The 17,734-nt window shown below is 57.8% G+C and carries 17 protein-coding genes and 1 pseudogene; 5 read left to right on the forward strand and 13 right to left on the reverse strand.

Features of this window, described 5'->3' with window-relative positions; genetic code table 11:
• Positions 1 to 934 precede the first annotated feature (934 nt).
• Positions 935 to 1,264, forward strand: coding sequence for a YegP family protein (locus tag N5C18_RS13685; RefSeq protein WP_279944790.1), 330 nt, complete (start codon positions 935 to 937; stop codon positions 1,262 to 1,264).
• Between the two features lie 710 nt (positions 1,265 to 1,974).
• On the opposite strand, the gene N5C18_RS13690 is transcribed toward N5C18_RS13685, so the two are convergent.
• The 7 genes from N5C18_RS13690 to N5C18_RS13720 all read right to left on the reverse strand — a co-directional run bounded on the left by N5C18_RS13690 (position 1,975) and on the right by N5C18_RS13720 (position 8,215).
• Entirely contained in the window at positions 1,975 to 2,244 is a 270-nt protein-coding gene (locus N5C18_RS13690; RefSeq protein WP_279944791.1) for a hypothetical protein, read from the reverse strand.
• A gap of 380 nt (positions 2,245 to 2,624) precedes the next feature.
• Complete coding sequence (locus tag N5C18_RS13695; protein WP_279944792.1) at positions 2,625 to 3,206, reverse strand: hypothetical protein; 582 nt, start codon at positions 3,204 to 3,206, stop codon at positions 2,625 to 2,627.
• A 159-nt stretch (positions 3,207 to 3,365) separates the two neighbouring features.
• The gene (locus tag N5C18_RS13700) at positions 3,366 to 3,545 is read right to left on the reverse strand and encodes a hypothetical protein (RefSeq protein WP_279944794.1); all 180 of its coding nucleotides are present in this window, start codon (positions 3,543 to 3,545) and stop codon (positions 3,366 to 3,368) included.
• A 251-nt stretch (positions 3,546 to 3,796) separates the two neighbouring features.
• A complete protein-coding gene (locus tag N5C18_RS13705; RefSeq protein ID WP_279944795.1) occupies positions 3,797 to 4,084 on the reverse strand; it encodes a hypothetical protein in 288 nt (95 codons plus the stop codon).
• Between the two features lie 418 nt (positions 4,085 to 4,502).
• Positions 4,503 to 5,876: an FRG domain-containing protein gene (locus N5C18_RS13710; protein ID WP_279944796.1), complete on the reverse strand. Its 1,374-nt coding sequence runs from the start codon at positions 5,874 to 5,876 to the stop codon at positions 4,503 to 4,505.
• 804 nt (positions 5,877 to 6,680) lie between these two features.
• Entirely contained in the window at positions 6,681 to 7,373 is a 693-nt protein-coding gene (locus N5C18_RS13715; protein WP_279944797.1) for a hypothetical protein, read from the reverse strand.
• A gap of 227 nt (positions 7,374 to 7,600) precedes the next feature.
• On the reverse strand, positions 7,601 to 8,215 hold the full coding sequence (locus tag N5C18_RS13720; protein ID WP_133934665.1) for a hypothetical protein: 615 nt from the start codon (positions 8,213 to 8,215) through the stop codon (positions 7,601 to 7,603).
• Between the two features lie 61 nt (positions 8,216 to 8,276).
• On the opposite strand from N5C18_RS13720, the gene N5C18_RS13725 reads away from it, so the two are divergent.
• Positions 8,277 to 8,576 carry a hypothetical protein gene (locus tag N5C18_RS13725; protein WP_049458482.1) on the forward strand — a complete coding sequence of 100 codons (300 nt, stop codon included), beginning with the start codon at positions 8,277 to 8,279 and terminating at the stop codon, positions 8,574 to 8,576.
• A gap of 794 nt (positions 8,577 to 9,370) precedes the next feature.
• Here the strand turns inward: N5C18_RS13725 and N5C18_RS13730 are convergent.
• Positions 9,371 to 9,628 (reverse strand): annotated as a pseudogene (locus N5C18_RS13730) (BLUF domain-containing protein); the annotation flags it as partial.
• A 211-nt stretch (positions 9,629 to 9,839) separates the two neighbouring features.
• Between N5C18_RS13730 and N5C18_RS13735 the strand changes: the two are divergent.
• Together N5C18_RS13735 and N5C18_RS13740 are read left to right on the forward strand one after the other, a co-directional pair.
• On the forward strand, positions 9,840 to 10,205 hold the full coding sequence (locus N5C18_RS13735; RefSeq protein ID WP_133934666.1) for a hypothetical protein: 366 nt from the start codon (positions 9,840 to 9,842) through the stop codon (positions 10,203 to 10,205).
• A 345-nt stretch (positions 10,206 to 10,550) separates the two neighbouring features.
• On the forward strand, positions 10,551 to 12,038 hold the full coding sequence (locus N5C18_RS13740) for an EAL domain-containing protein (protein ID WP_279944799.1): 1,488 nt from the start codon (positions 10,551 to 10,553) through the stop codon (positions 12,036 to 12,038).
• A 172-nt stretch (positions 12,039 to 12,210) separates the two neighbouring features.
• Here the strand turns inward: N5C18_RS13740 and N5C18_RS13745 are convergent, their stop codons facing one another.
• Positions 12,211 to 12,642 (reverse strand): BLUF domain-containing protein, encoded by a 432-nt coding sequence (locus tag N5C18_RS13745; protein WP_279945042.1) that lies wholly within the window; start codon positions 12,640 to 12,642, stop codon positions 12,211 to 12,213.
• Positions 12,643 to 12,885: 243 nt separating this feature from the next.
• Between N5C18_RS13745 and N5C18_RS13750 the strand changes: the two genes are divergently transcribed.
• Complete coding sequence (locus tag N5C18_RS13750; RefSeq protein WP_133934667.1) at positions 12,886 to 13,197, forward strand: hypothetical protein; 312 nt, start codon at positions 12,886 to 12,888, stop codon at positions 13,195 to 13,197.
• Positions 13,198 to 13,239: 42 nt separating this feature from the next.
• On the opposite strand, the gene N5C18_RS13755 is transcribed toward N5C18_RS13750, so the two are convergent.
• From N5C18_RS13755 to N5C18_RS13770, 4 genes are read right to left on the reverse strand one after another with little or no spacing between them, the layout of a single operon-like run.
• On the reverse strand, positions 13,240 to 14,817 hold the full coding sequence (locus tag N5C18_RS13755; protein WP_279944800.1) for a PepSY-associated TM helix domain-containing protein: 1,578 nt from the start codon (positions 14,815 to 14,817) through the stop codon (positions 13,240 to 13,242).
• A gap of 11 nt (positions 14,818 to 14,828) precedes the next feature.
• Positions 14,829 to 15,128, reverse strand: a complete 300-nt coding sequence (locus N5C18_RS13760) for a hypothetical protein (protein WP_133934669.1) — start codon at positions 15,126 to 15,128, stop codon at positions 14,829 to 14,831.
• Positions 15,115 to 15,408: a hypothetical protein gene (locus N5C18_RS13765; RefSeq protein WP_279944801.1), complete on the reverse strand. Its 294-nt coding sequence runs from the start codon at positions 15,406 to 15,408 to the stop codon at positions 15,115 to 15,117. The genes N5C18_RS13760 and N5C18_RS13765 overlap by 14 nt, the downstream gene beginning before the upstream one ends.
• Positions 15,409 to 15,466: 58 nt before the next feature.
• Positions 15,467 to 17,647: a TonB-dependent siderophore receptor gene (locus tag N5C18_RS13770; RefSeq protein WP_279945044.1), complete on the reverse strand. Its 2,181-nt coding sequence runs from the start codon at positions 17,645 to 17,647 to the stop codon at positions 15,467 to 15,469.
• Between the last annotated feature and the right edge of the window lie 87 nt (positions 17,648 to 17,734).

Consider the following 17,734-nt stretch of genomic DNA (forward strand, 5'->3'; position numbering starts at 1 on the left):
GAAAGTTCGCCCCCAATTACTGGCTTGCCCAAAGAGACGCCCCCGAGACTTCTGCGCGAACAAGAATTCGCCCCTTGCTCCGCTGGAAATTGTGGTATCCGCGCCTTCTGCTTCACCAATTCGGTAGCTTCGACACGCCCGGCGACGGTCTGCCTCAAATCTGACGGCCTCAACTGCCGAGTTCTCGACAGATTTCAAGGCTGCCTCCCCGTAGCATTGATGGGCCTGCTGCTGCATGCATTGCATTCTAAGGACATGACCGTAGTCATGATTCCACAATTGCTCCATGCACCAAAACACGATCAGGGTGAGGAACCTGGCGCCTAGTGCTGACGTCCTTCGCATGCAGCCATACTGCCCGCAACTGGCCTTTGCCACGACCAGAAATTTGCGAAATAGCGATGAATGCAGCTGCCGTGTCCGCACTCAACCTGGGCTGCGTCAGATACCATGTGATCTGCACCAGGTGCAGCTGCGGAGTACTCCCCAATGAACGAAACTGATCGGTCGATCATGGTCATCGCCTTGGTCATCGCCGTCTGGGCCTGTTCGTTTACAGGCTGGGCGATCTGGCTGGCAAATAGAGCGCGTCGTAGAAAGCTCCTTCGAAGTGAATGAGCTCAGGAGGCGTCGCGCCGCGATCGCTGGTTGGCGCGACCCCCAGAGGTGATCATCCCGGGCCGTGCCTGTACTGCGGTCACTTGCTTCGTGCATCGACCCTAGAGTAGTGTTGGGACAACAAAGCTTTCTGAATCAATAAGTTACTTCGCATAACGTATCTTATGTTTGTCAGGACGATGTAAATGTCGATATGGCTTCAGTTTTTGCCGGATGCTGCCGATCTTTCGTCGAGGTGCGGCTTTCCCTGATAGACACTCAGGATTTCCTCTGACAGATTCGCTTGGCCAATCCAGGCGCAGCTAGGGGAACTTGCATGGCAGCTCGATATGTTCTGAGTCGTTCGGGAACGCAGTACCGCTTTGTCCTTAAGGCCGGCAATAACGAGATCATCCTCACCAGTGAATTGTATGCCTCCAAGCAGGGGGCACTGACTGGAATTGCTTCAGTCAAGGTGAACTCTCCTGACGATTCGCGCTATGAGCGCAAGAACGCGGCAAACGGCCAGCCTATGTTCAACCTCAAGGCCGCTAACGGCGAGCGCATTGGTACCAGTGAGACCTACTCTTCCACCCAAGCCCGCGAGGCAGGAATTCAGGCTGTTAAGAACAACGGGCCAACTGCGCCAGTTGACGACCTGGCTTGAATTCCAAATGGGGAGCATGCCGCTCCCCATTCTCGGCTGCCCCGCCCTGCCCTCGGTGCCTGCCACACCCACTGGCCAAAGATACAGATCCGCGGGCGTGCCCTATTTGCGAGGCTTCGGACGTTTTCCCCACAGATCGCCCACAATCTTCCGACTTGCTAGACTCGTCTCCTGTGTGGTCTCCATAGTGCGAGGTGGCTGAATGCACTTCGACACCCTTACGCCCGCTCAACGGATCCTCCGAGATGCGGCGCACGACCCGCTAGAGCAACCGGCTCACGAGCCGATGCCCCATCAGTTCTTGTCGAGTCTGTCTGTGCGATCTGTGAAGAGCAGCGATTGAAGCTCCTCTAGATCCAGTACCTCAACGGGCCCATTATGGCCAAGGTATGGCGCCACTCAATTGGCGCCCCTGCCTCGCTAGCGAGCATCCGGACATAGAGTTCGCAGTTCCCGGTAGCGAGTGCAGCAGGCCTATGTCCTGCTCGCAGCGCGCCTCTCCCCTCGCCCGGCCTTACCGTCCCGAGAAGGACATGGGTGGCTGATTTTCGGCCTTGACCATCGATACGTACGCGACCCTGAATTCGTTTCACAGTCGTGTGTCCGATATAGCACCCGATCCCTGAAAATGTGCAGGTCTGTCACGATCGCAAAGCGCTATCGCTAGATAGTTTGGCCCGTGCTCCCACTCAAGCAGCCCGCCTAAGAGTTCAGACGCGGACATAGGTCCAAGACTTGAGGCCCAGGCGCTTAGCCCAGGTCTTGGCCGTCGCCTTGTCACCAGCGCCGAGTAGACGCGTACGATCCAAACGATCGATGAGCTGCCACTTGCCCTCGCAGCCCTGTTCTGCCGGCTCATCGAAGCAATAGAACTGCATCACGTCCTGAGTCGTGGCTAGGTAGTAATCGGCGGTGATTGCCTTCGGTTTCCCATCTGCCCTGAGGCTTGTGTTGTACGAAATGGTTGGCTGACGCGGCATCGCTCGTTCCTCGCGGATGTGACTTTGCTAACAACGATACCGAGAGGAGACTCCCGCCACCAGATACCGAGCCTGGGCGTGGCATTGCCCTACCGGGCAACTGCGTCCCATCAGAACTTTCCAGACAGGCGCCTTCGGCGGCTGTGGCGTTTGAACGCACCATGGCATTGATCCCTACTTGCCGGTATTGGCACCACTGCGCGTGTGGCGAAGCCTAGCCTGCCCGTTGTGCCCACTGCCGGGCCGCCCCGCCCCGATAAATTCTCCCAATCCCCTGCCCGGCCGAGGTTCCCCCTTCCCCCGGCTAGAGCCTATCGTCCTAAAGGCGCGTAATGAAGAGGTGATGCGGAGCAATGGCCAGGTGCCCGTGCCATTCGCCATCAGCGAGCGTAGTCTGTCACGTAGTCCTGTTTTTTATCGTTCCACTCAAAGCTGATACTGGTGACCGCAGACGATTCATCCGCAAATACGCTGAAGATGCATATGAGGTCTTCGATCAAGAATTCGTAGGCCCACTTATTCCGCATGTAGTCGGAGAAGACGAGCATGCTCTTGAACGCAGTGCCGTCTGACCATGTCTGCATCCAATAGTAGTGAATAAGCTGGTTGCAAACATCAAGAATGCTCAGATCAACAGCCTCAGGATTTGCAATGTCAAATCGATGTTCTGGAAATCCTGCGCCTACAAATGTGAGTGGCTTGGCGCCGATCTTCTTGTAGCGAATTGCCGGTAGTCGAACGCTTCGAGCACGATCATTGACCTTGGGGCGCTCAAGCAGGGAGCGGACTTGGAAGGCTACTAGCATTAGACGGCGCTCATACAAAACCAGCTGCTTTTCGGACCATCTTCGATACTTGCGATGCCGCTTGAGCCATAGGACTTCTGCGCGCAGCTCTTGCCGCCAATAAGTTGACTCGATCATCAGTTTGAGACCCGAGGTAGCTGCAACGTAGATTGTCACCCATTGAAGAATTCATCAACGGGCAATGCCATCAGTCAGCTGGGTCGTCAGCCAAATGCGATCTTAAGCCTTGACTCCTGCTCATTTCCCGTGCCAGCACAGTCGGCTTGAAACAAAGAAAGGACGTCTTCCATACCGTTGATAAATCTTCCTAATCCCCTATCCGACTTTAGCCTTGGATTCAACCGATAGACGCGACAGTTTGGCCTTTGGCAAGTCATGTTGTTGTGTATCCAGATGCAATAGAGCTTCTTGATCGAGTTGGCGCGACTGGCTGAAGCAGTCGAGCTGTATTCTCTGCTGCCAGAACCCCGCCGTATCGCGGACACGTTGGATCATCTTTCAGCCTGAACGCGTGGATGGCCGGACTGTTGGCCAGGCCTCGTCCAGCGCCCGAAATCGGCGTGCGCCTGGCAGACGTAAAGCGGGTATGAGTGTGCCAAAGCACCGCCTGCGGCTCCCTGTAGCCACAATCGCCGTCGTCAATGCCGGCGAGCATCCCCCCGTGCTCCGGATGATGGCTGGTCCGCCTACGACCCACCAGTCCACTGTGACGGGTGGAAACCTCAGACTCGACAAAACAACCTGCGTTAAGCAACCGGCTTGAAGGTTCCGTCAGCAGTGGTGATCACCGGTCTGCAGAAAATGATGAAAACCGTCAAATCGCTACCATTTTTGTCGTAGACGACTCGCTTGACGTATCCACGCCTGAGTGCCTCTTTTGCCTCACTTACCACCTTTCCCTTCTCCGATTGCGAGGCGCATGGAACCTCTATAGCATCCTCACGGAACGACGAAGTGCCAAAACCTCTGATAGACGCTATCGCCCGCGCAGGTGTTTCGATGGTATAAGTGAGAGGTGCTTCGTTATCTTTCATATCATATGTCCTTATGGATGCAGCTAAGAAAGAATTGAATTAGCATGCAATTGGAACAACAAATGCAATGACCTGCCGCTTTCTACTCAGCGCATGTGGTTAATGCAGTGCCGTAGGCAGCGACCTGGGTCGCGATTGATACCGCCAAGCGCTACCGCGCAGTACTCATTGAGGGCCCTGACAGCACCCAACAGCAGCGCTTCCGCATGGCCAGTTCTAGGTAGGCCGTCAACGAACCGCAAACCTCCAATTTAGCTAGACATTGAAATACGGGGGGTCGACAGAAGCGCAAGCGTGCCCCCGGTCAACGCCCTCGGATCAAAGTCAAGGTCTCCCGTGCCAACAGGTTAGGAGAAGGCAGTCGCGCTACCCTTAATTGCCAGTTCGAATCCCTATCGTCGACATTCGCGTGAAATTGCTAGTAGGGCTCCCCCCAAGTTGCCCTCGGATCAGAAGTCGGATCTACATCCTTTTGCACGTAGAGGCCGGGTTCGATGCGTTCTATCCACTTATCCTTCAAGGCAAGATCTACTCTGCCAAGCAGCCTGAAATTTTCTGTGTGATCGGAGCCGCATGCACAGTCTTCCTCGTGCAAAACCCGTTCCCAGCTACCTCCGGGGCCGATTCGATAGTGCAATCCATAGAATCGCCCAATTCCCATGATACGCAGACCAGGATGATCAACGCCATACTCAAAGACGCAGACGATGTCTCCAGATATTTTTACGATTCCCACACCCTTCCCATAGCGAGTGTCCATTCCATGGTAGACCAAGCCATCAATCTCGATGGAGATCTCATCGTAGCTTTCAAGCAGCTTATTTAGCTCCGGGAGGATATGGCGGGGCTTGCTGACTCCATGGTACAGAGCGCTGCCACATAGGATTTGGACCATCTGTAGAAGGGTCGAGGTTTGACAATCTGGAGGAGGTGGGAGATCCCTCGTCCAAAACGGTCGATACATGGCGCTTCGGGGCGGCATGTGCTTCTGGAGATGGTATGAATACTCTGGAAGCTCCAGCGATCGCCAAAATGCTTCGATACCATCGTCCGGGACATGCCGCATCTTCTCCCAGGGCATCGCAAGTAGCTCAGCATAAATCGGGTCATCCGATGGCTCGGGAAACAGCCATTCAGTATTCAAATCCCGGGCGAAGTCGCGCAACACGTGGGGTGGCGCCGTTATGTGTGCAAGGATGCAGTCGCCAGGCAAGCCGTCCTGAATTAACGGGCCGACCATATAGGCATCCTGTCGAACATATCTCGGGGCGCCCTCATTAGTAGCTATTTCCGAAAGGTGAACTGCCTGAATTCCGCATTTCCGAAGCGCCTTCTGGCTTATTAGGTAAAGATGCCCCGCGTTTTCCGAGGGCACAAACTTAGCGTTGAGTGTGCGTAGCCACACAGGGTCCTCGAAGCAGTCTTCAACCATGTTTGCTGCAATTTCCGACTCGAACCTATGACTTGCGAACCAAGCGCCAACTTGCGGGTTACCAGAAGCATCAAGAAAGAATGAGCGAAATCCGTAGTGTTGAAGAATCGCTTGATTTGTGGCTGCGTCGCCATTCTCCTCCCAGCCTCGCACGAGATGCTGCAGTGCCCTGTTCGCGTAATAGGTCCATTTGATCATCAGGTCGGGTATGCAACCCTGGCGCTGGAATGACGTGGATAACGAAGGCTGGCCGTCTATGTCAGGGTAGTGCTGGGCTTGCCCTCTATACAGAACGCCCGGCCCATACCGTCTTATAGTCAACTCCAGTTCTTCGATGGTGTCGCAGCGCCACTTATCCATAAGTTCTCTTTTCCTCAGTAGTTCGGCTTTCGGGCCAGCACACTGGCGTCGTCTAGCGCAAGACTAAGTGCTGCTTGTGAGCATCCAAGCTTGCAAGAGTAGTTTTCCATCCGCCTTCGTCGCGCACCTCGACCTCCCCTGCCTCTACAAATTATTCCAATCGCATACTGCGATCCGTGAAAGCAAAAAATGCTCACTACCATTCTCGGCATCGATTTGATTCAAGTGGTTAACTTGAGCGAGCAAACTGCACCTTTGCAGCAAGGCATTATCACTCCCCCAAGTTGCCCGCCACTTTGGGCGTCATAATGTACCGCGGGCTGACCGAGCGGTCGCATATTTGTACCCACGACGTTCCAACCCGCAGCTTGGTAGTGGGCGATCAACGTCGGGTGACCATGCGTATTTTGATCACCTACGGAGCAGTAGGCGTGGCAATTTACCATCCCATCAGGAATAGGTAGACATGAGGGCGGAACGGCGTCCAAGAAGCCTCCATGGTGCGAGACAACAAGAGTTTTAAGCGTCTTACCTTGCATGGGTTGAGGTAGGTGCATATATGCCGCATCGCCCGGCAGTAGAGAAAGCCTACCCTCCTCTAGTTCCGCAAGCAGAACAAGGCCAGTGTCGTTCCAGCCCGACCCATTGGCCTGGCCGAGAGTGAATATACCGTGTTGAATAAATGAAGTATTTGGCGGCCAATGCATAACCTTGCCACCCGCTGCCATGATTCTTGCAGCTAGCTTCTTTGCAAGTGGCCCAGGCGCCGCCGAAGGGACGAGCCAGGTTGCTTCAAGCGGGCCTTTAACATTCGCCGCGCCGCCGTACGTAGCGCCCGCCCAGTGATCCCAGTGCCAATGAGAAAGAAGAATGTTCGGATCTTGGGTAAAACACCACTTCACTCCCCCCGCAGGACAGGTTTTCGCGTTTTGCCACACGCCCCCCCCCAATATCTAAGTAGAGCAAGGGGGCAATGCAGTATCCTGCATAATTTCTATATATAAATGCCGCGGATCCCTGCCCTACATCCAAGATAGCAATCTTGTTCCCACTCAATGTAGGCACGCACTCAAAGAAAAGACGGATATCAGCATCTGATGCGAGAACACCCGTTGGCGAGGAGTGTGCAGACACAACATTATGAGGAGTTGAGTTGACTGCTAGAATACTGTGCATCGCACCTTCAGGATCAGAGAGCGATGTGAGAATGGAGAGGTTGGTGCCTCCTGAACCACCTCGAGTAAGCTGAAAGGTTCGCCATTGCCCTTCAATGCGCCTAGTTTCATCAGATCCAAACAGTTCAAGGACCGTTTCAGTTGATGCGGAAAGAATAGCTGGACTTACATGCTCATTGTCGCAGGACAAAAGCTCCAACTTCAGCAAAAATCCCGCTTCGGTTCGATCAGTCTCTGCAACAAACGCATGAACTTCGAACGGTTCACTTTGATTCCATCGTGCCTTTCCAAAAATCTTCTCAAACTCTTCCGTGTCGGACATTCTTCCACCCCCTCCAATAGTTCAAGATCAATTGCGCTACTGTCTGCAAGCTATTGTGCAAGAACCCGAGCGCCAGTCCTAGATGTTAATTTGGCTTCTAGGCATCCGCCCCTTACCCCCGATAAACATTCCTTATCCATGACTGACCTTGGGCCTACTGTGATCCTATGGAGATGAGAGATAAGGTGCGGGCGCGCTTTGGCGTTAGCCCGATTGACGCCAACGACCTATATCTCTCCAAGATCCTTGATCAAGGCCTGCCCCTTCTCCAGGAAACCAGCCAACAGCCGTCCTCCAGCGACCTGTCGCCCTACGCGTTCATTGAGCCAGGTAGCCTGGACCTTGCCAGCCGCAAGAACGTCGGCTGGAGCGAAGCTATCCGGCCTGCCGGCCAGCGGTTCCCCAGGTGAAGCCAAGCCCCCATCGAGGGGCTGCACTATCGTTGACCTGGAGCTGTCGCTCTTCGCATACGCTGTGGCCACCATCCGGCCTCTCTTCGGCGACCAGCCACCCAGCACCAGCTCGGTCCCAAGCTTTTCGATCGGCAAGCGAGCCTCGGCTGCCGCCCTCACGTAATTCGGCCATAGTTGATCCACTACCAGGCCCAACTCGGCGGAGAGCTGCTCCATCGTGAAATCAGCACGGAAGCTCGCCTGCAGAGCCAGCTCGTAGATGCGAAGGAAGAACTGCGTGGACCCGCGCGCAGCCAGCACAAGGTTGTGCTGCGGAATCAGGAGCAGTTTTGCACCAGATGAGTGGGCGCCGGTCTGGGCATCCTCCGCCAAGGTGTCAACGGCAACAAGGAGCTGGTCAGCACGCAGCAAAACGTTGAGGATGCTCATTGTGTACGCCCAGTGGCCCACACGGACTATCCGTCCTATTCATGCGCAAGTCGAGCCCACTATGACACTCACCCTAGAGCAAATTGCTGAACGACTGCGCTCGTGCGAGGTCGATCTGGAAGCCCATCGGGCCTACCTCAAGGCGATGGAATACGCGCTTGGCGCTGCCATCGCCACCCACAACGATCGGCGATCACTGGCCCGCGTGTGGGAACTTATGCTGGTAGAAGCGGCGGACGTTCATGCCGGCACCGACGGCCCGGTTTTCACCGCTGCGCTTCAGCAGTCTCTTCGCATGCTCACCGAGCAGATTTCCTCGATCGACCCAAGGGCTACCAATCAGCGCCCAGTAGACCAGTAAGGATTCGCTCAAGCTCGGCGGCGGCCTCCTGCTGGGAGCCCACTTTGATTGAAAGGCCGATTTGTGACGGACCGGGCCTGACCTCAAACCGCGTAATGGTGCCGCCCCCCCGCCCATCCACCTGAACCCTGGCCGTTATGGTTCTTCCCCTGGCGCTGAATATCCAATCTTGAAACTCGTGCATCTGTACTTCTCGGTGTGGGCCTCACAGGATAACTGCCGCCACGTGATGCGAGAATCATCCAAGGTGACACCCGCACTCTAGGTGTTGACCCGAGATTTCGCCCGCCATGCTCCTGTCTCAACGTCCCTGCGAAGCGCCCACGTCTTTGCGGGTATCTTCGCGCCACGAGCCGTGAGGTACTCCGGCATTGAAAGGAGAACCTCTTCCCCCCTCACAGAGCAACTGGTCGAGAGGACGACGCCATCACTCAACTCCACCAAGCACGTGGTCTCACCGTCAGTTGCCGGGAGGCTGCCAGAGAGATCGGCGGTAGCCCCGGGATAGATGTGGGTATGCGTGAACTCAAAGCGCATCGATCTGTTCCCTACTGCCCTTGATCGCTTATACACCCGAGGACGGCACAAGGTGCTATCTCCGGGGGAGCCGCAGCAATTCAGGCTGCCGCCGACTCGCGGCATTGCGCAACCAGATCGGCGAGTTGCTCCATGCCCGTAACGGGATCAAAACGGCCTTTCAGGCGCTGGGAGAAATTGGTCCAGTCGGCGCGGACCAAGGACTTAAGCTGAGAGGGGGTCACCCGCATGAATAGCAACGGCTGTTCCGGGAAGCGGAGCTGCTGAACAGTCCCTCGAGCGAGCTGCACAAGCTCTGAGTGGATGGCCAATGACTCGATGTAGACCAAAGTCGCAGCTACCGAACTAGCGGTTCCCTCGAGGTAGGTAAAGAAGCGGCGTCCATCGAAGCACACAACCGCTCGCGACCCGCACGCATCGTTGAACCTAGCCCCAGCAGCCATTAGGTCGGCAAGCCGGCTTTCAGCCACTTCTTCGACAGCGGAGCTTACAAACACAACCGAACACTTAAGCATGCGGCACAACCTCGAATTCAGCGGTGATCGTATGCACAGCCATGTGCTCAGCGCGTGCAGGAAGCAAGGCAACAAGCGGTGCACAGTCGCGGGACTTTCACGCTCGCAGAACTACGCTCCGTACACCACTCAAGACTGAGCGGCCGTGAGCAGCATCAGCAGCCGCGCGCACCTCGCAGGAAGCGACCAGCCCACACACCATCGCCCCTGAATGATCAAGAGCAATCCCCTGCACGCGCCCGCCTTCGAACCCAACTCCCCTCAGTTTGCCTGGAAGACCAGGTTCAAGGACAAGTGTGTCTATACCGGTTGCGGAGTCGGCCTGCCTGGGCGGGTTGAGAGTGACAAAACTGCCGAAATCCGAGCAACCAAGCAGGCACTTGCTGCGCAGCTTGCGCACGTTAGGCTTTCGCAGTGCCACGAGGTGTTCGTCCGAAACACCACAGCGGCACTGATCACCGTCCACCATTTCCTTTCTCAGGCAGCTGAGAAGGATGCAGTCTTCTTCCTCTGCGCAGATGCGGAGGTTGCTGGGCAGATCATCGCCACACTCAACATACAGGACATGCCATCCTGAGCAGCCTCCTACGTCTTTCTGCAGAGCTATGACAGTGGTCCTAGGGGGGGGCGGAGTGTCCGCCAACTTCCACTAAAGCATGTCGGGGGCTGCAGGATGGCCTGATCGAAGGGTGGATGGCCGCCAGTCCAGACGAATGCCGCGCAGATAAGCTATTCATATTGAACCATCCAGCAAGCGGAGTCGATCACTCCAGTTGTGTGACCAAATGCCGATAAAAGCGGGACAAGCAATGCGACTCTGACTCTGAGTTAGGTGCAAATCCGTTTCAGGGGGAACTGATTGACCGTCTCTGGCAACCGCGTGCGATTTCTGTCGACGATTCTGGGTTCTGCAGCGCTGTCCATGCTGGCGATGCTGATAGTTGCTCAAGCCGTCTTGTATGTTGAGGATAGTGAGTCCACAGAGACCATCGCTGAAGCGGTGGTAGCTCGAGCAGAGACTGTCTCTCGAGCCCGACGCGTCGCTTCAGATGCAGCGCTGAAGTCTGCTGTCATTGCCTGCTCCGACGAAGACGTTCGAGCACTCAAGGAAATCGCGTTCAACTCGAGCTATATGAGCGACGTGGGACGCATCCAGGAGGGTCACCTGCTGTGCAGCGCGCTCTGGGGAAGGATCGTTCCGTTCAAGCTTCCTGCGCCGCACTATTCATCGGGCGAGACCAAGCTATGGAATACGTCCGATCTCGTTGGCTCGCCTTACGGAGGCACCAACCTGATCGCCCAGGGCCAGACATTCACGGTGTCATCGCCCTCGTCCTTCGATGGCTTGGACCCCGCGAGAACCAGCACATTCACTGTCGAAACGCGTGATCGCTCCTATGTATTCCGGAGTGTGGAACCTGCAACGGACGCCAGTGAAGCCGCATCATCCCGCATACGGCTGAGCCGATGCAGCAACAAGGCAAACGTCTGTGCATTCGTATCACGGCCCCGGCGGGGCATCTGGGACCTTGCCCCATCTCTGCTCTACACCATCATCGGCATAGGTGCCGCGCTTGGCATTACCTTCTCGTACCTCCTAATTCGCCGAAACAGGACCGCAAGGCAGACGCTCCAGCAGCGCTTCAGCCTTGCCATGCGCCGAAACGAGATCGAGTTGGTGTATCAGCCTCTATACACCGTTGTGGATAGGCGCCTTGTCGGGTTCGAAGTGCTAAGCCGCTGGAGCCCAGCTGGCGAAGGCGAAATATCTCCTGGCATCTTCGTACCAATGGCCCGCCAACTTGGCCTGAGTTCAGATCTTTTCCGGTACGTACTGTCGAAGGCGCTGAGACAGATGGCACCGGCCCTCGCAGGCGAGAATGCACCATACCTGAGCATAAACGCTGAGCCCGTTGACATGGCTTCGGAGGATACTGTTCGTTTCGTCGTAAGCGTCACGCAGCAGGCCGGTGTTCTACCGGATCAGGTCAGGATCGAGATCACCGAACGTGAGGAACTGGTCCGCCCTGGCGTAACCGCACACATGGCAGCGTTGGCAGCATTGGGATTCCGATTCCTCATTGATGACTTCGGAACTGGCAGCTCCAACTTCTCACACTTTGCCCAGTCTCCCTTCATCGGTATCAAGATTGACCGCATGTTCGTATCGGCCATCACCGAGGAATCACCCTTGCGCCCGGTGTTGCCGGGCATGTACCAGATCGCCCGCCAGCTCGGCCTGGAGGTGATCGTGGAGGGAGTGGAGACTGCGGAACAGGATGCATTGCTGCAGCAGATCGCGCCTTCTGCTGTAGGCCAAGGATGGCTCTACGGCACTCCTGTGCAAGCTGATGCCGCCGCTGTCCTGGCCAAATCACACAATGGCGACGAGCCATTCACTGATCCGTGAATGGCACCTATTCCACTATGTACTCGCGCCGAGGAATGGCGTAGCAAGACGAAAGACGACTGTTACACGCACGAGCCTTCCCCACTCAGTGCAACCGAACGGTTGATGGTGTTCACACCCATCGCTGCTGACGCCCCGAAAGGGCATCGTCGTGATCGGATCTGAGTCGAAGCTATGCAGCTTGCACGTAGGGCGCTACAGCTGCGGCCAGCACATCAATTCCCCATGCCGATCCAGCAATTTCCTCAGGCTCACTCTTCTTGAAGCGCGACCAATCGGCCCTTGCCAGCTTGCCCACGAGCAGCTGATCGGCCGGAAGTCGATGCATTGACCAATAGGGGAACTGCCTCGTAGATATGCGGCCTCTCGCCAGTTCTACGACGCCCGTGTGGCTCGTCGATTGCAGCACGCGCTCATAGACGCTGGCGACTCCATCTTCCGGGCCTTCAAAGTACTGCACGAATCTTGCTCCGTCGTACAGCAAAACTCCCGTTACGCCTGCCATCTTGTTGAACCTGGCAGCATCCGCCACAAGTGCCTCTAGCTGCTCAATCGAAAGATCTTGGACTGCTTCGCTTGCGTATACAACGGCCCGGATGGGCATGTCTTTGCCTTGGAAGAGGGCCACGTCGGCACCTATTCACACTCTATCACTCGGCATGTAAGTGGGGCCGTGCTGTCCTGCCGCGCCTACGGTAAGCGCCAAGCAATTAGCAACGCCCGCCTGATTGGCTGTCCATCAAATATCCGTCATCCTCGAAACTGAACGAGACGTGGTTCACATTTCCCATCGCCTAGCGCGACAATCGTGTAGGGGCCTGTCGGCCCCGCCACGGGGAGTGGAGCCATGTTCAAGCGAGGGGAAGACGCGTTCTTGGTGCTGGAGCTGCGTGTAAGGGAGTGCGAGCGCCGTATTGCAAAGTCCGATGGCCGAACCAGGGCATTGGAATGCGCCATGCGGGCGATTGTCGCCAGTGCTTCTAATCCCTCGGCCTTGCGCGCCGCGTGGGCGCAATTGATTCCGATGGTCGTGGAGAGCCATGCCGACGAGCGTGGAGAAGCGGCCAATGACTACCTCGATGGTCTACGCCAAGGCCTCAAGTTCGTCACTGAGCAGATAGAAGCGGCCGCAGAACGGTCCTGCCCTCCTCGGAGGTAGTTCCGAAGGCCGATCTAATACTCGGCTTCTTGATGCCCTGCCCTAGGGAGAATTCCCTTCGATGGCCCAGACACTGTCCTTGTGGCCGACCTTTGCGCGCTTCCTGGATTGCCTCGCCAGTTGCCAGAAAATGGCAGCAGCGACAATTGCGGTCGCGTCCACGGCCACCCCGGCACTTGAATGGTTCCAGGTGCCGGGGACGCCAGCCAACGCCGCAAGGCTGCCGACCGGGATCAGTGCCGTCACTACTGCGCCAACGTACAGCAGCTCATAAGCGGAGCGCGCGGCCCCACGCAGGAATGCCCAGGCCACTGCCAGCAGGAAGGCCGCATAGTAGATGCCTTCGTGCCATGCCGGGACATTGGCAACCAGCCCAGGCAGCCACTTGGTAGCTGCCAGTGTTGCCGATATGCCGATGACACAGCCCAGGGACACCCCGATGGTCAGCGATCCCAGTACACGGGTGGATCGCTTCTGCTCGGGAAGGTTGGCATCGCGCTGCTTCTTGCGTCGTGACTCGATCCACAGCAGGTTGCCGGTGTAGAACACGATCGCACCGCCAAGCCCCAGGAGCAGGTACATCCAGCGCACGGGGTTCCCGCCAAAGCTGCCGAAGTGCAGCATGAAGAAGGCATTGACCGCCGTATCCCAGCCGCCCATGTGTTCTGGCAGGTCATGTGTGTCCACTACGCCAGTGTACGGATTGAGGTGGGTACTCATGTAGGTGCGGGCACGGGTCCCGTAACGGATATCCAGGCCGGTGACACGCCCCTCGACCACACTGCCCTTCTGCTGGAAACCCAGGCTGTAGACCTCAAAACCTGGCAGCTGTGCCTTTACCTTTTCCAGTAGTGCAGGAGCAGACAGAGGCTGGGCGTCCGGAGCGGGCTCGGTATCGTGCTCTTCGCCCCATTGGATGCCGTTGGGATAAACCACCTTGTCCTGGATGTCGTAGATCTGATCGTGGAACGCGAATACCACGCAGGTTACGGCCATGATCAGGTGGAACGGCAGGCTGACAATGCCCAGCGCGTTGTGCACATCCAGCCACATGCGCTTGATGTTCTTGCCTACCCTCACGGCGAAGAAGTCTTTCACCAACGTCGGCAACAGCACGATGACGCCGGAGATCAGTGCCACGGCATACATCAGCGCAATGATGCCCATGATGGGGCGTGAAATCGCATCGGGGAACGGCAGGCCGACGAACTGATGCAAGGTGTCGACAAGCTGCGCCACCGGTGCCTTTCGCAGCTGCTCCACCTGGAGGTGGCCCTTCTCGTCAAAGCTTGCGCCAAACTCCGTGAACTGCCGTGGCTTGTCGCCACGTACTCGCCAGATCACGCGGGCAGGCGCTTCAGGCGACGTCTGCACCATCACGCTGTAGTTCTTCGCCGCCTCGGGATGCGCCTTGAGCACCGCGGCCAGCAGTTCAGGTGCACGTTCCATTGGGACCGGCGCAGACAGCGCAGACGGGGGTGTTGCCCATCGCTCCAACGGCTTCTCGAACATGGTGATCGAGCCGGCATAGAAGGCAACGAACAGCATCAGGCCAGCAAAGATGCCGACCCAGATGTGCACGTCCTTGTAGACCTTGATGATGTCGTTGCGGATCTTCATGTGAGGTCCAGTCAGCCCAGATGGCTGCGCGCCAGCCAGAGCGCGCCAAAGGCGACCACGTTGGCAGCACCGAGCCACAGCCAGGCGCTTGCGCTGCTACGAAAAAGGAAAACAAATGACAGGATCGGCGCCCACAGCAGCGCGACCAGCCACATATTGAACTGGGCCTTGCCGCCCCCGCCATCAATGCCGCCGGGTCCGAACCACGCGAACACGCCGGACAGGGCCAGGGAGAGCCCAAAGCCCAGCAGTACACCGGCACATGTCTTCCCAAACCAGTGTCGGCTCTGCAGCTTGTCAGGGCCGGCCATGGGCACCTCCACGCTGTCGAGCGCGCCAGACGCCCAGGAAGGGCGCGGCCGACCAGACCAGCATCAGAATCGTCAGCCAGGTGAAGAAGGCCGCACCGCTTCCCATCAAGGACAGGAACATGGCCAGCGAGACCAGCGACAAGGTGCTGCCGGGAATCCATTTCCCACGGACAGGCCAGGGTCCGGCGCGCCGCCACTGCTGCTTCGGTGACGCCAGATAGAACAGCCACGCCCCGACCACACCCGCGGCTGAAGCCAGCACTGCTATCACGACCGACATTCTGGAAGTCTCATTTGGAGGCCCCGTGACCTGGCTGGCCGGTCACGGGGCAGAAGGGTTACCAGGTGAACCGGGCGGTGGCCGTGACGGTGCGTCCTGTGCCGAAGAAGCATGAGGAGACACCGCTGCACGTGGTCACGAATCGCTTGTCGGTCAGGTTGCTGACGTTCAGTGCGAACTGCGTGCCCACACTCCCGATCGCACCGACGTCATAACGGATAGCTGCATCCCACATCGTGTAGGACGGAATCAGGTAGACGTTGGCGCTGTCACCGTAGCTTTCGCCGTTGTAGCGGACGCCTGCGGCAAGGCTCAGACCTGCGAGTGCCCCGCCCTGGAAGGTGTAGTCACCCCACAGCGCAGCGGTCCAGTCCGGAACCATCGCCAGCTGCTTGCCCTGATAGCCGTTGTTGCTCCTAGTGACTTCCGAGTCCATCCACGATGCGGCGCCGATCACGCTGAAGCCATCGAGCGGGGTGATGCGGCCTTCCAGCTCTACGCCGCGCACGCGGCCTTCGCCGTCCTGCACCTGGCACTGGCTGGAGCCGGTCGTGCCGCAGGTGTTGTGGCTGGGATCAGGGTCGTTGGTCAGGATGTTCTGCTGGCGCAGATCGTAGGCCGAAAGCGTGATCAGGCCATCGAATCCAGATGGCTGATACTTCACGCCCACTTCCCACTGCTTGCCGGTGATCGGGTCGAACGGGGTCCGGTCGAAAGACTGTGTAGCTGTGCTGCCTGCCGGCTGGAACGACTCGGCATAGCTCAGATACGGCGTCAGGCCATTGTCAGCCACGAACAGGATGCCCGCGTTGCCGCTGAAGGCCTCGTTCTTGACGCGGCTCGGCGCGCGTGCTCCGTAGCGATCCGTGGCCACGGTGTACGACTGCGTCCAGGTGTCGTCCTTGGTCCAGTCGTAACGGCCACCCACGGTGAATCGCCACTTGTCCAGCGCGATCTGATCCTGCAGGTAGGCACCGGTCTGGCGGTTGACGCCTCCCGAGTAGCTGATGCTGTTGGTGACCGGGACATAGCCGGTGTAGACCGGATTGAAGATGTCGATCGGCGCCGGATCACGCATCGCCCCGCGTGCCGCATCCCAATCGGCCTTCTGCCAGTCCACGCCCACCAGCAGCGTATGTTCAGCCGAGCCGGTCTGGAACTTGCCGGTAACGCGGGTGTCGATGGTGTCGCCCTGAGAGTCTCCCTCGCCCCAGGTGGCACGTCGCTTCTGCGTGCGGCCATCCGGGTTCAGGCCACCGTTGGTCACCACGGTGCGGAAGGTCGATTCCACGTTGGTGCGGCGGGCACCCTGGCTCAGGGTCCAGTTCTCGTTGAAGGCATGTTCGAACAGCCAGCCGGCCGTCCAGATCGTGCGGTCGTAAGTGTTCCAGTTCGGTTCGCCAATGAAGGTCGTGTTCTTCATGCGTCCATAGGGGGTGGCCCTGAGCGTGCCGTCCATCGGCAGGAACTGGTAGGTCGAGCCGCCGTCATCGCGCTGATAGAGGCCCAGTACCGTCAGTCGCGTGCGCTCGGCCATCTGGAAGGTATAGCTGGGGGCCAGGAACCAATGCTGCTGCTGGGTGTGCTTGATCTGGGTGTCACCGTCGCGATACAGGCCTACCAGGCGCCCGAGGTGACGCTTGTCGTCCGATGCCGCGCCCAGGTCGAACGCGCTGCTGTACTGACCGTTTCCATCCAGACCCAATTGCAGCACCTGTTGCTGATCGGGTGTTGGGGTCTTGCTGACCTGGTTGACCATGCCACCCGGAGCCACCTGTCCATACATGACGGCCGAGGGGCCTTTCAAAACCTCGACCCGGTCCAGGTTCCAGCTGTCCACCATGGTGCGGTTCCACTGACCGCCCTGTGGCGCACGCATGCCATCGATGGTGACATTGTTGCTCCAGCTGCCGGCATCGAAGCCACGGATACGGAAGTCGTCCACACGGTTGTCGATGCCGCCGCTCTCCAGGACAACACCAGCTACGTAGCGCATCGCCTCGTTGAGGTTCTGCACACCGCGGGCATCAAGCTCCTCGCGGGCAATGACCGAGACCGACTTGGCCATCTCCGCAACCGGCGTGTCGGTCTTGGTTGCGCCGGAAGTGTGGGTAGTTGTGCGATAAGCGTTGACCCGCACCGCATCGAGTGTGGTGGCGCTGCCATCGGGGACTTCTGGCGAGGGTGGTGCTTCAGCGTGACCGGCCAGCGGGACGGCCAGCATCAGGGCCATGGACACGGACAACAGAGAGCGCTTCGGAGCGCGGGAAGTAGTGGCGATCTTGTTCATTTGTGGGCCTACGGTAGGAAGTGCGCCCTAGGCGGC

This window comes from Stenotrophomonas sp. GD03930, from assembly GCF_029839665.1.
In the GTDB taxonomy this organism is placed as follows: Bacteria; Pseudomonadota; Gammaproteobacteria; order Xanthomonadales; family Xanthomonadaceae; genus Stenotrophomonas; species Stenotrophomonas forensis.